This is a genomic window from Microbacterium sp. As-52, from assembly GCF_049949185.1.
Lineage (GTDB): Bacteria > Actinomycetota > Actinomycetes > Actinomycetales > Microbacteriaceae > Microbacterium > Microbacterium maritypicum_A.
On sequence record NZ_CP188171.1, the window covers coordinates 1,037,156 to 1,051,991 of the forward strand.

General features: G+C 67.9%; 12 protein-coding genes and 1 tRNA gene. 3 read left to right on the forward strand and 10 right to left on the reverse strand.

Features of this window, described 5'->3' with window-relative positions:
• Positions 1 to 19: 19 nt before the first annotated feature.
• The 6 genes from ACLFA2_RS05070 to serS all read right to left on the reverse strand — a co-directional run bounded on the left by ACLFA2_RS05070 (position 20) and on the right by serS (position 6,482).
• On the reverse strand, positions 20 to 1,663 hold the full coding sequence (locus tag ACLFA2_RS05070) for a glycoside hydrolase family 13 protein (protein WP_426622459.1): 1,644 nt from the start codon (positions 1,661 to 1,663) through the stop codon (positions 20 to 22).
• Positions 1,664 to 1,849: 186 nt separating this feature from the next.
• Complete coding sequence (locus ACLFA2_RS05075) at positions 1,850 to 2,854, reverse strand: LacI family DNA-binding transcriptional regulator (protein ID WP_021198185.1); 1,005 nt, start codon at positions 2,852 to 2,854, stop codon at positions 1,850 to 1,852.
• Positions 2,855 to 2,917: 63 nt separating this feature from the next.
• Entirely contained in the window at positions 2,918 to 4,171 is a 1,254-nt protein-coding gene (locus tag ACLFA2_RS05080; RefSeq protein WP_021198186.1) for an LCP family protein, read from the reverse strand.
• A gap of 49 nt (positions 4,172 to 4,220) precedes the next feature.
• Positions 4,221 to 4,305 (reverse strand) — tRNA-Ser (locus ACLFA2_RS05085).
• A 42-nt stretch (positions 4,306 to 4,347) separates the two neighbouring features.
• A complete protein-coding gene (locus ACLFA2_RS05090) occupies positions 4,348 to 5,169 on the reverse strand; it encodes an HAD family hydrolase (protein ID WP_426622144.1) in 822 nt (273 codons plus the stop codon).
• Positions 5,166 to 6,482, reverse strand: coding sequence for a serine--tRNA ligase (gene serS / locus ACLFA2_RS05095; protein ID WP_426622145.1), 1,317 nt, complete (start codon positions 6,480 to 6,482; stop codon positions 5,166 to 5,168). The genes ACLFA2_RS05090 and serS overlap by 4 nt, the downstream gene beginning before the upstream one ends.
• Before the next feature lie 105 nt (positions 6,483 to 6,587).
• Here serS and ACLFA2_RS05100 point away from each other — a divergent pair, with 105 nt between their 5' ends.
• Positions 6,588 to 7,586, forward strand: coding sequence for a diacylglycerol/lipid kinase family protein (locus ACLFA2_RS05100; RefSeq protein WP_426622146.1), 999 nt, complete (start codon positions 6,588 to 6,590; stop codon positions 7,584 to 7,586).
• Positions 7,587 to 7,605: 19 nt separating this feature from the next.
• Here ACLFA2_RS05100 and ACLFA2_RS05105 read toward each other — a convergent pair whose 3' ends face one another.
• From ACLFA2_RS05105 to ACLFA2_RS05115, 3 genes are all read right to left on the reverse strand, one after another.
• Positions 7,606 to 8,331: a hypothetical protein gene (locus ACLFA2_RS05105; RefSeq protein WP_426622147.1), complete on the reverse strand. Its 726-nt coding sequence runs from the start codon at positions 8,329 to 8,331 to the stop codon at positions 7,606 to 7,608.
• Between the two features lie 47 nt (positions 8,332 to 8,378).
• Entirely contained in the window at positions 8,379 to 9,839 is a 1,461-nt protein-coding gene (gene cls, locus ACLFA2_RS05110; RefSeq protein ID WP_021198191.1) for a cardiolipin synthase, read from the reverse strand.
• An 86-nt stretch (positions 9,840 to 9,925) separates the two neighbouring features.
• Positions 9,926 to 10,099 carry a hypothetical protein gene (locus ACLFA2_RS05115; protein WP_021198192.1) on the reverse strand — a complete coding sequence of 58 codons (174 nt, stop codon included), beginning with the start codon at positions 10,097 to 10,099 and terminating at the stop codon, positions 9,926 to 9,928.
• A 112-nt stretch (positions 10,100 to 10,211) separates the two neighbouring features.
• Here ACLFA2_RS05115 and ACLFA2_RS05120 point away from each other — a divergent pair, with 112 nt between their 5' ends.
• Positions 10,212 to 11,330: a DUF4192 family protein gene (locus ACLFA2_RS05120; protein WP_426622148.1), complete on the forward strand. Its 1,119-nt coding sequence runs from the start codon at positions 10,212 to 10,214 to the stop codon at positions 11,328 to 11,330.
• 15 nt (positions 11,331 to 11,345) lie between these two features.
• Here the strand turns inward: ACLFA2_RS05120 and lysS are convergent, their stop codons facing one another.
• Positions 11,346 to 12,878 carry a lysine--tRNA ligase gene (gene lysS / locus ACLFA2_RS05125; protein ID WP_021198194.1) on the reverse strand — a complete coding sequence of 511 codons (1,533 nt, stop codon included), beginning with the start codon at positions 12,876 to 12,878 and terminating at the stop codon, positions 11,346 to 11,348.
• Positions 12,879 to 12,958: 80 nt separating this feature from the next.
• On the opposite strand from lysS, the gene ACLFA2_RS05130 reads away from it, so the two are divergent.
• On the forward strand, positions 12,959 to 14,836 hold the full coding sequence (locus ACLFA2_RS05130) for a DUF2207 domain-containing protein (protein ID WP_426622149.1): 1,878 nt from the start codon (positions 12,959 to 12,961) through the stop codon (positions 14,834 to 14,836).

A 14,836-nucleotide genomic window follows, 5' to 3' on the forward strand; every position in this document is an offset into this window, starting at 1 on the left:
CTGATCGGGTGGTGCAGGGCTACTTCGGCGCCCGGTGCGGGTGCGCGGGGACGGCTCGGAGGGCGAGCCAGGCTGTGGAGTCAGGAGGGAGCGCACCGTCGAGTGGCGCGCTGGCGAGGAGCACCCCGTGGTGCGCCGGCAGCGGCACGGGCGCGGACCCGAGGTTCGTGATGCTGAGCGTGCCGTCCCCTCTGCGGAACGCGAGCACGTCGGCGCCGAGCTCGAGCCACTCGAGGTCGTCTCCGGCGAGGTCGTCGAGTCGACGGCGCAGCGCGATCGTCGCGCGGTACAGGTTGAGGGTCGAGTCGGGGTCCCTGTCCTGCGCGTCGACCGTGAGCGCCTCCCAGTCCTCGGGCTGCGGAAGCCACGGGACGCCGCCGAAGCCGTACGGCGTGGCCGTTCCGGACCAGGGCAGAGGCACGCGGCATCCGTCGCGCCCCGGGTCGACCCCGCCAGAGCGGAAGTGCATGGGGTCCTCGATCGCGTCGAGCGGCAGTGCTACTTCGGGAAGGCCGAGCTCGTCGCCCTGGTAGATGTAGAGGCTGCCCGGCAGCGCCGCGACGAGCAGCGCCGCGGCGCGAGCGCGGCGCGCGCCGCGTACGGCATCCGTCGCGGTGCCGAAGCGCTTGCGCTCGAACGCGAAAGAGGAATCGGCCTGTCCGTACCGGGTGACCGGACGCGTGACGTCGTGGTTCGAGAGCACCCAGGTCGCCGGCGCGCCGACCGGCGCGTGTTCGGCGAGCGTGCGGGTGATCGAGTCGCGCATCGCCCTGGCGCTCCACGGCTGCGTCATGAATCCGAAGTTGAAAGCCGTGTGCATCTCGCCGGGGCGCAGATAGCGGGCGAAGCGCTCGGCGTCGTCGAGCCACACCTCGCCGACGAGCACCCTTTCGCCGTCGTACTCATCCGCGACGGACCGCCAGTGGCGGTAGATGTCGTGCAGCTCGTCGCGGTCGATGTGCGGGTGGCCGACCGTGGGAGCGGAGCCCGGCGGAAGGTCGGGAAGAGTCGGGTCCTTGACCGGGAGCGCCGCGGAGTCGATGCGGACGCCCGCGACGCCTCGGTCGAACCAGAATCGCAGGACGTCCTCGTGCTCACGCCGCACATCCGGGTGGTTCCAGTTCAGGTCCGGCTGTTCTGGGGTGAACAGGTGCAGATACCACTCGCCGTCGGAGCCGTCGGGGTTCTGCGTGCGCGACCAGGTCTCGCCCTGAAAGCTCGAGACCCAGTTGGTCGGGATGCCGTCACCATGCTCGCCCCGACCGGAGTGGAACCAGAAGCGCTCGCGCTCCGGGCTGCCGGGGCCGGCCGCCAGCGCCTGTCGGAACCACTCGTGCTGATCGGAGATGTGGTTGGGCACGATGTCGACGATCGTGCGGATGCCGAGTTCAAGCGCCTCCGCGATCAGGTGCTCCGCCTCTTCGAGGGTGCCGAAGCGGGGGTCGATGCGGCGGTAGTCCTGTACGTCGTAGCCGCCGTCCGCGAGCGGGCTCAGGTACCAGGGGGTGAACCAGAGCGCGTCGACGCCGAGGCTCTTCAGGTAGGGCAGCCGCGAGCGGACGCCGGCGAGATCTCCGATGCCGTCACCGTTGCCGTCCGCGAAGCTGCGCACGTACACCTGGTAGATGACGGCTGTGCGCCACCACCCCTCGCCCACGGGCATCGTCAAGGTGCGGGCCGGTGCCGCCGTGCGCAGAACGTCAGTGTCCACAGATCTCCTCGTCGTCGATGGCGATGAGTCGAATGTAGCTTTTCCGCGCGTTCCGTGCAAGAACTAAACAGAATGTTGGAAAATTGCGATGGCTTACATGCGCGCACAAGGACGGCTCGGGGCCGTCCGCAGCTCAGATCAGCGCAGCGGGCCCGTCGAGGCTCGCAGCACCAGCTCGGGCTCGAACAGCAGTTCGTCGCTCGGCTGGGCCGTGCCGGCGATCTGCGCGAGCAGCAGGGCGATCACGGCGCGCCCCATGGACTCGATCGGTTGTCGCACCGTCGTCAGCGGAGGTTCGGTGCAACTCATCAGCGCCGAGTCGTCGAACCCGACGATGCTCACGTCCCCCGGCACGGAAAGTCCGGCTCGCCGCGCCGCGCGTACGGCCCCGAGTGCCATCGGGTCGCTCGCGCACACGATCGCGGTCGCGCCGGCAGCGAAGAGGCGCGAGGCCCCTGCCTGCCCGGACTCGAGCGAGTACATGCCGCGCACCACGAGCTCGTCGGACAGCGGTGCCCCGAGCGCATCCAGCAGTCGGCGCGCGGACTCGAGCTTGCGGCGGGAGGGGACGTGGTCCTCCGGCCCCAGGAGCAGTCCGATCCTCCGATGCCCGAGCTGGTGCACATGCAGCACGGCCTGTTCCGCCGCGGCGGCGTCGTCGGTCGACACCGTCGCGAAGTGCAGCTCGGCGACGCGGGCGTTGACGAGCACGGTCGGCAGGTTCACCTGGCGCAGCCGCTCGTAGTGCTCATGTGCGGCGTCCGCCTGCGTGTAATTCCCGCCGAGGAAGATGACGCCCGAGACCTGCTGCGCGAGGAGGAGGTCGACGTAGTCCGACTCGGTCACTCCGCCGGCGTTCTGGGTGCACAGCAGAGGCGTGTAGCCGTTCTGGGTGAGTGCGCCGCCGACGATCTCGGCGAACGCGGGGAAGATCGGGTTCTGCAGTTCGGGGAGCACGAGTCCGACGAGGCGGGCACGCTCGCCCCGGAGCTTGGTCGGCCGCTCGTAGCCGAGCACGTCGAGGGCGGTGAGGACCGCCTGCCGGGTGGCGTCGGAGACCCCCGGCTTCTCGTTGAGCACGCGGCTGACCGTTGCCTCGCTCACACCGACCTTGCGGGCCACCTCTGCCAGTCGCTTCGACATGCAGTCAGTGTACGCAAATCCTTGCAAGAACGCGCAAGCAGTTTGCGCGTTCTCGCGAAGGACTCAGCGGACGTTGCCGTTGGAGCAGGTCTGCTGCGCCGCGGAGTTGCCCTTGATCGAATCGGGCAGCGCCACGACGTTGTCAGGCGTCGCTGCCGGGTCGGGAGTCGCTGCCGGATCCGTTGCCGGCTGCTCGACTGGCGCCGTCGGCTCCTGCACGACCACGCCGTCGTTCTTGTTGTTCTCGTGCGTGATCTGCAGCTGTGCATTCGCATCGAGTGCGTCCCAGAGCGCCGAGGCGGCGGTGTAGTTGGGAACGACCTTGTTGGGGTTGGCCGAGTCCGTCCCGTTCGGGTACTGCACGAAGACGATGTCCTCGAACGGCACCGACTTGACCGCGAGGGCGATCTGCACGAGCGTCATCGGGTTCGTGAGCGACTCACTCGGCTCCAGATTCTGGATCGCGGTGTTCGCGAGCTTCAGCATCACGGGGACGTTGCCGAGCACTTCCCCGCTGATCATCTTGCGTGCCAGGCTCGACATGTACTGCTGCTGGTTGCCGATGCGGCCCAGGTCGCTGCCGTCACCGACACCGTGACGCGTGCGCAGGAACTGCAGCGCCTGCAGACCCTCGACCGTGTGGGTTCCCGCAGCCATGTCCAGTCCGGTGTAGCGGTCCTTGATCGGGTTGGCGAGGCAGACGTCGACGCCGCCGATCGCATTGGTGATCTCGATCACGCCGCCGAAGGTGACGCCGGCCGCGAACTGGATCTCCTGATCGGTGAGCTCGGAGATCGTCTTCACGACGCAGTTCAGGCCGCCGTCGGTGTAGGCGGTGTTGAGCGGCTGCTTGCTCATCGCGGAGGTGGCGTTGCCGTTCTTGTCGGTGCACGAGGGGATCGGCACCATCAGGTCACGAGGGAAACTGACGACCGTGATGCGTCGCGGTTCCTGCGAGACGTGGACGAGCAGGTTCACGTCGTTGAGCGTTCCCTCGGCGTCCGAGCCGGAGCAACGAGCACCGAAGAGGTCCTTGTACTTCTCCTCACAGGTGTCGACGCCTGTGAGGACCATGTTGAAGCCGCCCTCGTACTCGCCGATGTCCGGTGGGATGGGGTCCTGACCCTCGATCTCGACCGCGTTCGCCGAGACCGTGCTCGTGAGATCGTAGAAGACGTAGGCACCGACCCCGAGTCCGCTCACCAGCACCACCGCGAGACCGATCGCGATGAACTTCAACAGCTGGCCGACGGTGCCAGGAGTGCCCAGCTGACCATGGCGCGCGATCGTGTGACGGCGTCGGGTGTTCTGGCTCACTCGGGTCCTTTCGGATCAAGCGCCGGTGCGGGGGCACCGTGCTCACATGCGGAGGGTGTGGGATTCGAACCCACGAGACATCTCTGCCCACTGGTTTTCAAGACCAGCTCCATCGGCCGCTCGGACAACCCTCCCGACAGATGCTTCTGTCGACCAGGCGTGAGTCTAGCCGAGTTCTATTCTCCTGCGCTGACCTGGGCGGGGGCTGGAAGCGTGTCGAGAGCCCGCGCGAGGCCGCCGTCGACGACATCTGCGGTGACCTCGCCCGCCGCTTCCTTCACCACGTCGGGGGCCTGCCCCATCGCCACCGCTCGTCCGCCGAGCGAGCGGGCCCAGCCGAACATCCCGATGTCGTTGCGTCCGTCGCCGGCGACGAAGATGCGGCCCTCGTCGAGCCCGAGTTCCGTGCGCACCTGTTCCAACGCCGTGCCCTTGTCGACACCCTGCGGTGCGATGTCGAGCCACGCGGTCCACCCGATCGCGTAGGACACCTCGTTGAGACCGGCATCCGCCACCAGACGGTGGAAGTCCTCTTCGTCGTGACCGGGAGAGACGACGACGATGCGCGAGACGGGGAGTTCCCCGAGTTCGTCGAAGTCGACCTGCCGGCCGCCGTCGAGAGTCCAGTCGTCGAGCTGCTCGGTGAACAGTCGCTGGCCCGAGGCGAGTTCGACCATGTATCGGGCATCGGGAAGACGCTCGCGCAGCAGACCGAGGACCGGGGTCGGATCGAAGGTCTCGACGTTCCAGCGCTCCCAGTCGTTGCCGGAGCGCCGCATCGTCACCGCGCCGTTGGAGCACACCACGTAGTCGGCGGTCAGGCCGAGCTCCTCGACATAGCGTCGCGTGGCCATCCAACTGCGCCCTGTGGCGATGGTGACGACGTTCCCGCCGTCGCGCACCCTGGCGATGGCTTCCGGAACGCCGGGGCTCATCGTCTCGTCCTGCAGCAGGATCGTCCCGTCGACGTCGAGGCCGACCAGCCAGGGTCCTGTCATCGGGCGGCCCGCCCGGCCGCGAGGGGCTCGATCACTTCGAGGCCGCCGAGATACGGCCGCAGAACCTCCGGCACGCGCACCGAGCCGTCGGCCTGCTGGTGCGTCTCGAGCAGCGCGACGATCCAGCGGGTGGTGGCGAGAGTGCCGTTCAGGGTGGCCACGTGCTGCGTCTTGGCCGTGCCCTGGCCCGCGGGATCGGCCGCGTCGACGGCCGGGCGGTGACGCACGTCGAGCCGTCGCGCCTGATAGGTCGTGCAGTTCGAGGTCGAGGTGAGTTCACGGAACGCGCCCTGCGTGGGGACCCACGCCTCGATGTCGTACTTGCGTGCCGCGCTCGATCCGAGGTCTCCGGCCGCGACGTCGATCACGCGATAGGCGAGGCCGAGCGAGGTCAGCATCTCCTCCTGCAGCGCGACGAGGCGCAGGTGCTCGGCTTCCGCCTTTTCCGCGGTCGTGTAGACGAACATCTCGAGCTTGTTGAACTGGTGCACGCGGATGATGCCGCGGGTGTCCTTGCCATGCGATCCGGCCTCTCGCCGGTAGCAGGTCGACCAGCCGGCATAACGGAGGGCACCATCGGACAGGTCGACGATCTCGTCTTTGTGGTAGCCGGCGAGGGCGACCTCGCTGGTGCCCACCAGGTACAGGTCGTCATCCTTGTCGAGGTGGTAGACCTCGTCGGCGTGCTCGCCGAGGAACCCGGTGCCCTGCATGATCTCCGGACGAACGAGCGTCGGGGTGATCAGCGGCACGAATCCGTTCTGCAGCGCTTTGTCGAGCGCCAGGTTCATCAACGCGATCTCGAGGCGCGCGCCGATGCCGCGCAGGAAGTAGAAACGGGCGCCCGACACTTTGGCGCCGCGTTCCATATCGATCGCACCGAGGAGTTCACCGAGCTCGAGGTGGTCCTTCGGCTCGAAATCGAAAGCCGGCACGTCGCCGACACGACGCAGCTCGACGAAGTCCGCCTCGCCGCCGGCGGGGACACCGTCGATCACCACGTTCTCGATTCGAGCGAGTGCGGCTGCCGCTGCGTCCGCAGCCTCGTTCGCCGCATGCTGAGCCTGCTTGACACGCTCCGCGAGGTCTTTCGCCTGCGCGACCAGCGCCGCCTTCTCCTCCTTGGGGGCCTTCGCGACCTGCTTGCCGAAGGCGTTCTGCTCGGCGCGCAGCTCTTCGAAAGCGGACAGCGCGGACCTGCGCGATCGATCGGCCTCGAGAGCGACGTCGACGGTGCTCTGGTCGTTTCCACGAGCAGTCTGCGAACGGCGGACGATCTCCGGGTTTTCGCGGAGGAGTGCGAGGTCGATCATCCACCAAGTCTACGGTGAACGCCCGGGCGCGCCGGATGCGAGGACCGCCAGGAGTCACCTGCTCCGGATCGACGGGGCGGGTCTTTCCCGGTTTAGAGTAGCGCCATGACATCCAGCGCCCCCGTCCAGCGACAGGCGGCGCTCGTCTACAACCCCATCAAGGTCGACGGCAAGCATCTCCGCGCCACAGTGCGCGACCTCTCGCGCGAAGCAGGATGGGCGCATCCGGCGTTCTATCCCACGACGCTCGAGGATGCCGGGCAGCTCGCCACTGCGCAGGCTCTGGAGCGCGGGGTGGACGTCGTGCTGGTCGCCGGTGGCGATGGCACGGTGCGGGCGGTGTCCGAGGCGATCGCGAACAGCGGGGTGCCGTTGGCGATCCTGCCCAGCGGCACCGGAAACCTGCTGGCCCGCAATCTCGGCCTCCCCCTCGGTGACCCGACCGAGATGATCCGCGCCGCGCTCGGCGACTTCCGGCATCCGATCGACATCGGCTGGGCCCGCCTCACACGAGAAGACGGCGAGGAGGCCCAACACGCCTTCGTGGTGCTGGCGGGCATGGGGCTCGACGCCGACATGATCGCGAACACCCGATCCGACCTGAAGAAGTCCGTGGGATGGATCGCGTACGTCGACGGTGCCGCCCGCTCACTGCCGCGCGCGAAGCCGTTCCGGGCCGTCTACCAGGTCGATCACGGACGCCTGCACTCGCACCGCGCGTACAGCCTGCTCTTCGCGAACTGCGGCACTCTCCCCGCCGGCATCTCCCTGATCCCCGACGCATCGATCACCGACGCCGCCCTGGACGTCGCCGTCATCCAGCCGACCGGCATGTTCGGCTGGTTCGGGGTCTGGCGGAAGATCTGGTGGGACAACTCCGTGCTCCGCCGCTTCCGCGCCGGACGCCGGGTACTCGAGCACCGCGGTAAGAACGCCTCGGTGCACTACTTCCACGGTGCCGCCGCCGAAGCCGCAGCACCCGAGCCCATCCCGATCGAACTCGACGGCGACGAGTTCGGTGAAGCGGTGCGCATCACCTGCTGGGCTGATCCTGGGGCTCTGCTCCTGGCACTGCCGTCAGGCCACCCGGTGCACATCCTCTGAGAGCCGCGGCCCCTGACGCTCAGCGGACCTCGACCGTGCCGTCGAGCCCGCCGCCGACGAGGGTCAGAGTGAAGGCCGCCTCGTCGTCGACCGTGTCATCGCCGAAGGAGAGGATGGTCGCACGCGGTCCCATGTCCATCGTGCACACCTGGTTCACGTCAGTCACGAACATCGCGGTCCCGGCGTTCCCCGAGCCCTCCAGTGTGTCGACGACCGGCGGGCAGGACGAGGATCCCCAGGTCAGCAGAACGAGGCCGCCGTCGTCGAACCAGCCGGCCGATGGCAGATACTCGGTGGGCGTCCCGGGCGTACCCGTCGCCGCCGGATCGCCGTCGAGGTCCACATCGTCGGTGATGTCACCGTAGGTGACGTTCATGGTGATGTCGGCCTTCGGGTCCACGCCTTCCGGCAGCGTGCCGAGGCTCGCGCGCGGCGCGAGATCCTTCGTGCAGGGCTTCGAAGCCTCGCCCTCCGCGTCGACGAGGGTGACGGTCACGGTCTGTCCTTCCGCGGTGACCTGGTCGACCTGCGGCACGCAGGTGGAGGAGCCCACCGTGATGACGGCGAACATGCGTCCTTCGTCGAGCAGTGCACCCTCGACGTCGTTCTGATCGTCGATGCCGGCGCTCGGGGCTGGAGAGCTGGTCGGCGTCTGCGCGCCCGGACCGGCAGTGCACCCTGCGATGAGGAGCGCAGCGGCGACGACGCCCATGACGGAAACGAGAGGACGAAGTGCGGAGGTCATGGTCACAGGGTAGCCCTCACGAAGTTCGTGCGGATACCCTGCGTCGCCTACTGCAGCGCGGAGGTGAGGCGGGCGAGGTTGTCGAGCACCGTCGAACGAAGCGGCTGCTGCATCCACTCCTCCAGCGTCAGCTCTCGGCTGAGCGAGCGGTACTTGTCTTCGACCTCGCGCATCTCGGCGACGAACTCCTCGCCTCGCACCAGCATCGAGACCTCGAGGTTCAGACCGAAGGAGCGCATGTCCATGTTGCTCGATCCGATCACGGCGACCTCATCGTCGATGGTCAGCGTCTTGGTGTGCAGGATGTACGGCTTGCGATACATCCAGATGCGGACTCCGGCCTTGAGCAGCACCTCGTAGTAGCTGCGCTGGGCGTGGTACACCATCGCCTGGTCGCCCTCTTCCGACACGAACAGCTCGACGTGCACGCCGCGGTCCACGGCCGCGGTGACCGCGAGCAGCAGCGCCTCGTCCGGGACGAAGTAGGGGCTGACGATCATGATCTTCTTCTTCGCCGCATAGAGCAGGCTGAGGAAGAGCCGGAGGTTGTTCTCGACCTCGAAACCGGGACCGGACGGGACGACCTGGCAGTCGAGGTCACCGGAGCCGATGTTCGCGTGAGCGATGTCGATGCCCTCGAGGACGGTGTCGGTCTCGCTGTACCAGTCCGCGACGAAGATCGCGTTCACGCTCAGCACGACCGGGCCGTCCAGACGCACCATCAGGTCGACCCAGTGCAGGCCGCGCTTGATGTTCTTCGGCAGGTTGTAGGTCGAATCGGTGATGTTCTGCGATCCGAGGAACGCGATGTTGCCGTCGACGACGAGGAGCTTGCGGTGGTTGCGCAGATCGGGGCGCTGCATCTTGCCCTTGAGCGGCTGCACCGGGAGCATCAGATGCCAGTCGGCGCCCATCGCATTGAGGCGCGCGATGGTCTGCTTGTAGCGGGGCTTGCCGCGGTTGGCCCAGTGGTCCAGGAGCACGCGGACCTCGACACCACGGGCGCAGACCTCTTCCAGCGCCCGGAAGAAGTTGTCGGTCGACGTGTCGGACTGCAGGATGTAGAACTCGACGTGCACATACTCCTGCGCCGTGCGGATCGCCTGCGCCATCTCATCGAGGGACTCCTGGTAGTCCGAGATGAGGTGGGCGCCGTTGTCGCCCGAGAGCGGGAGGGCGCCGAGCTTCTGATTCATCTGCACGATCGGCCCGAACCACGCGGGTGCGTTCGGGCGGAGCGTGCCGAAATGCAGGTGCTCGCTGGTCTCGGCGATGTACTCGTTGATCTGATCCTGTTTGCGCCGACGCGCGCGGGGAAGGCGCGGGTTGCCGATCACGAGGAACAGGAAGACACCGACGAACGGTATGAAGAACACGGCCAGCAGCCATGCCATCGCCGCCGTGGGACGCCTGTTGCGGGGGATGACGATGATGGCCGTGACACGGATGATGATGTCGAGCACCACGAGGAAGGCGGCGATCCACCATCCCCAGGTCTCCGCAGTCATCGTGCCCCCTCGCCACCGCAGTGACCATCACAGCCGAGGCGCACCCGAACAGGTGCGCTGGCTTCACAGTAGCCGATGGGTCGGACTCAGGCGCGCGGCGGGAGGCCTCGCGCGGCGCGCTCCTCAGCCTCGATCTGCGCGTGCACCTTGCGCTCGGTCCGGTCGAAGCGGAGAATGCCGCGGACCACGAGGAAGAACACGATGCTCACTCCGACGGTCGGCAGAAGCGACCATGCCGCGGCGAGCCAGAAGTTGTCCATCACCCCATGGTACGCGAGCCACTGTTCGTGCACATTTCGGCGTTCACAGGAACTCCGTCCACAGGGTGCTCTTTCGCGCTCGGCGGGCTTCGCCCTCGACGACACTCTCGGGATGACAACAGTTCTCCGAGCCTCCGATTCCGCCGCTTTCCTCGGCATCGTCCCGTCCCTCGCGGGCTTCACGCCCCGTCGGAGCATCGTGCTCCTCCCTTTCCGAGGCAGCCGCACCGACGGAGCCATGCGTCTCGATCTCCCGCAGGAGAAGGCTGACCTCGAGGTCTATGCCGACGCCGCCGTCGGCCTCGTCGCCCGCGTCACAGCGACGGATGCCGTCGCGGTCGTCGTCTACACCGATGAGGAGTCGCACCCGACGCGAGACGGTCTCGTCCTCCCCCACGCGGTCGCCGTCGACGAGCTGTTGGGGTGCGCAGAGGAGGCGGGCCTCCGCATCGTCGACGCTCTCTGCGTGACCCCCTCCGGGTGGTCGAGCTACCTCGACGAGGAGCCCGAGCTGGGGCCGTTGGCGCACATCCGCACTCCCGCCGATCTATCGCTGTCGACCGACGTGTCCGGAGACCAGAGCGTCGGGGCGGATCTCCCGCACGTCGACCTCGCCGAGAAGGAACGTGTGGGGACCGCGTCGCTCGAGCTCGCGGCGTTCCTCGATCGGAAGGGTCGAGGTCGACTGACGAGTCGGGATGATCCGCGGCTCATCGCCGCGCTCGTCCTGCTCGACGACGTTCCGGCCTTCTACGAGTCGGTGCTGGCGGCACCCGACGCTCTGCCCCCGTTCGCGACGGCCACGCTGCTGTGGCGCCTCGAGCAGCCCCTTTTGCGGGACGTCGCCATCGCTCAGTGGGCGACCGACCTGGCAGGCGGCGTGCGCACCCTCGCTGCACAGACCGCGTACGCCGAATCCGGGGTGATGATCCCCGACGAGGTGGGTGGGGTGTTCCTCGGGCGCGGCCCCACTCCCGACACCGACCGCCTCCGACGCGCCCTCACCGCCGCACGCGAAGCGGCGGCACGGGCTCCGAGGCTCTCGCGATCCGCACCCCTCACCGTGGCGGCGTGGTTGTCATGGGCTCTGGGACGCGCCAGCCACGCGGGCCGATACCTCGAGATGGTGCGAGAGATCGACCCGCACTATTCACTGGCCGCGCTCCTGGAGACCATGATCGGCGGAGCGATACTCCCGGAGTGGGCGTTCCGTCGCCACTCGGCGCAGTGACCGTCGGTGATCGTGTTACTTGACCAGGGGGAACAGGATGGTCTCACGAATGCCCAGGCCGGTGATCGCCATCAGCAGGCGGTCGATCCCCATGCCCATTCCTCCGGACGGCGGCATGCCGTGCTCGAGGGCCCGCAGGAACTCTTCGTCGACCGGCATCGCCTCGACGTCACCGCGTGCGGCGAGTTTGGCCTGTTCCACGAAGCGCTCGCGTTGGATCACGGGGTCGACCAGTTCGGAGTACCCGGTCGCCAGCTCGAAGCCACGGATGTACAGATCCCACTTCTCCACGACACCCGCGATCGAGCGGTGTTCACGGACCAGGGGCGACGTATCGACGGGGAAATCCATCACGAACGTGGGGCGGACGAGGTCGCCCTTCACGAAATGCTCCCACAGTTCCTCGACGAGCTTGCCGTGAGTGGCCTGCGGAGGCAGATCGACGTCGTTGGCCTCGGCGAACGCGACCAGGTCTTCGACCGAGTCCTGCGGAGTGATGGTGCGCCCGGATGCGGCCGACAGCGACTCGTACATCGAGATGCGATCCCACTCGCCGCCGAGCTCATACTCGGTACCGTCGGCCCAGGTCACGGTCGTGGAGCCGGCGACGGCGATCGCCGCGTTCTGCACGAGCTCCTGTGTGAGGGCGGCCATCTGGTTGTAGTCGCCATACGCCTGGTAGGCCTCGAGCATCGCGAACTCGGGGCTGTGTGTAGAGTCGGCTCCCTCGTTGCGGAAGTTCCGGTTGATCTCGTAGACGCGCTCGATCCCGCCGACGACAGCGCGCTTGAGGTACAGCTCGGGTGCGATGCGCAGGTACAGCTCGGTGTCGAACGCGTTCGAGTGCGTGATGAACGGGCGGGCAGAGGCCCCGCCGTGCTGCACCTGCAGCATCGGGGTCTCCACCTCGAGGTAGTCATGGCTGGTGAACGTCGAACGCAGGCTCGCATTCACGGCGGCGCGCGCGCGGACCGTCGTGCGCGCCTGCTCGCGCACGATCAGGTCGAGGTAGCGGCTGCGTACGCGGCCCTCCTCGCTGAGTTCGGAGTAGGCATTGGGGAGCGGCAGGATCGCCTTCGCCGCGATCGTCCAGTCGTCCGCCATGATCGACAGCTCGCCGCGGCGACTGGAGATGACTTCACCGTGCACGAAGACGTGGTCCCCCAGGTCGACGTACTCCTTCCAGTCGGCCAGCGACTCCTCGCCGACGTTCGCCAGGGAGATCATGGCCTGGATGCGCGAGCCGTCACCCGCCTGCAGAGTGGCGAAGCAGAGCTTGCCGGTGTTGCGACTGAACACCACACGACCCGCGACTCCGACGATGACACCGGTTTCGGCGCCGGCCTCGAGCTCGCCGTACTCGGCGCGCAGCGCGGGAATCGTGTGCGTGACGGGAACGGCGACCGGGAACGCCCCGCCGCCCGCATCCGCCCGCTTCTCGATCAGGCGCTCGCGCTTGGCGAGGCGCACGGCCTTCTGCTCGTGGACGTCCTCTTCGAGGGAAGGGTCGGTCGAGGCCGATTCGGGCGCGGCGGACGCGTCAGTCATGTGGGGGGCTCCTTGGAAGTCCCTCCCAGTTTACCGAGGCGGCATCCCGCTGCTTGGCGCACGCTGGGTAGCCTCGAAGAATGGCCCACACACGGATCCTCCGCGCGTTCGCTGCCCTCTCCCTCGCGCTGGTGGCGGTCCTCGCCCCTGCCGCCGCGCAGGCCGCGTCCGACGGGCCCGCGTCGCACCTGGCTGCGCCCCGGCCCGCGGACGTCCCCACCGATGTCGACGATTTCTCCTACAGCTCGTGGGATGCCGTCTACGAGATCGGTCTCGACGACGAGGGCCGCGCCCGCATGCGGGTGACGGAGACCCTCGTGGCCCGCTTCCCCGACGTCGACCAGAATCGCGGCATCGTCCGCGGACTCGCGACTTCATACGAAGGGGCGAGCATCGAGACGACGATCCTGTCCGTGACCGACGGCAACGGGGCGGACGTGCCCTACGAGACGGACGAGGAGGACGGGCTCCTCTACGTGCTGACGGGTAACGACGACGACTTCGTGCGGGGCCTCACCACCTACGTCATCGAGTACGAGATGCGCGACGTGATCCTCGCTACCGATCGGTCCGAGGGTTCGTCCGCTCCCCCGGCAGACGAGTTCTACTGGGACCTGCTCCCCCTCGACAGCACGCAGCCCATCGACCGGTTCCGCGCCGAGATCGTGTTCGATCCTGCGATGAGCAACGCACTCGACGGCGCCACCCGCTGCTACACCGGCCCTTCCGACTCGAAGGAGGAGTGCGAGCTGGAGGGTCCGACCACCGACGGCCGCAGCGCGACCTTCCGTGTCGGATCGGGGTCTCGTCCCGCCGGCGACGGGGTCACGGTGGCCATCGGTTTCGAACCGGGCACCGCCACGCAGCCGCTCGCCCGGACACCGGATCCGGTCGCCGACGTCGCACCGATCGTCGCTGCGGTCGGCGCTCTCGGACTCGCCGCCGGCAGCTGGGTGGCGGTGTCGGCCTTCGCGCGCAGACGGCGAGCCGCTACCGGCATCGTGGTCGCCCAGTACGACGTGCCGGACTCGCTGCCCCCGCTGCTCGCCGCTGCCGTCGTTCCCGGGGCCGAAGACGTGATCCCGTCCGAGATCGTGCACCTCGCCGTCCGTGGCATGCTGCGCATCGAAGAGGGGACGGAGGAAGACGAGCCTCGCGTTCGTCGTCTCGGCGAGGCACACAGCCCCGACCAGCTCGACGTCGACGCCCTCGAAGCGCTCTTCCTCGATGCGGACGCCGACGGGGTGGTCGATCTCCCCGCCGCCGACGAAGCCTTCGCCGCTCGGATGACGGCACTCCAGCACAGAGGCACGACCGAGGCGCAGAGCCGCGGACTCACCGAGAAGGCACGCAGTCGAAGTGCTGTGATCCTGCAGTGGTGTGCGATCGGCCTCGCCGTCGCCGGCTTGGCGTTCGGGATCTGGAGCGCCGCCAGCGGACGCCTGTCCGCGATCCCTGCACTCGTCGTGATCTCCATCGGGGCTTTCCTCGTGCTGATCTCCAGCGTGTATCCGTTCTCGAAGCACACGGTGCTCACCGTCGAAGGCGCACGCACCTACGAGTATCTGCAGGGAGTGAAGGAGTTCATCCGGGTCGCCGACGCCGACCGCCTGCGCATGCTCCAGTCGTACACCGGAGCCGAACGTCGCGCCGACGGCACCGCCGATGTCATCCACGTCTACGAACGGCTTCTCCCCTACGCGATCCTGTTCGGGATGGAACGCGAGTGGGGTGATGTGCTCGAGAAGACCTACGCGAGCGCGGAGCGCGGCGCATCCTGGATCGGCGACCCGGCATCGTTCGCACTCCGGACGCAGCTCGCCTCGTTCGTGGCATCGTCGCACTCAGCCGCGACGTACTCGGCCCCCTCGGCGGGCTCTTCGTCGAGTGCCGGAGGGTCATTCGGCGGCGGGTTCTCCGGAGGCGGCGGAGGCGGCGGCTTCTCCGGCGGACGGTGA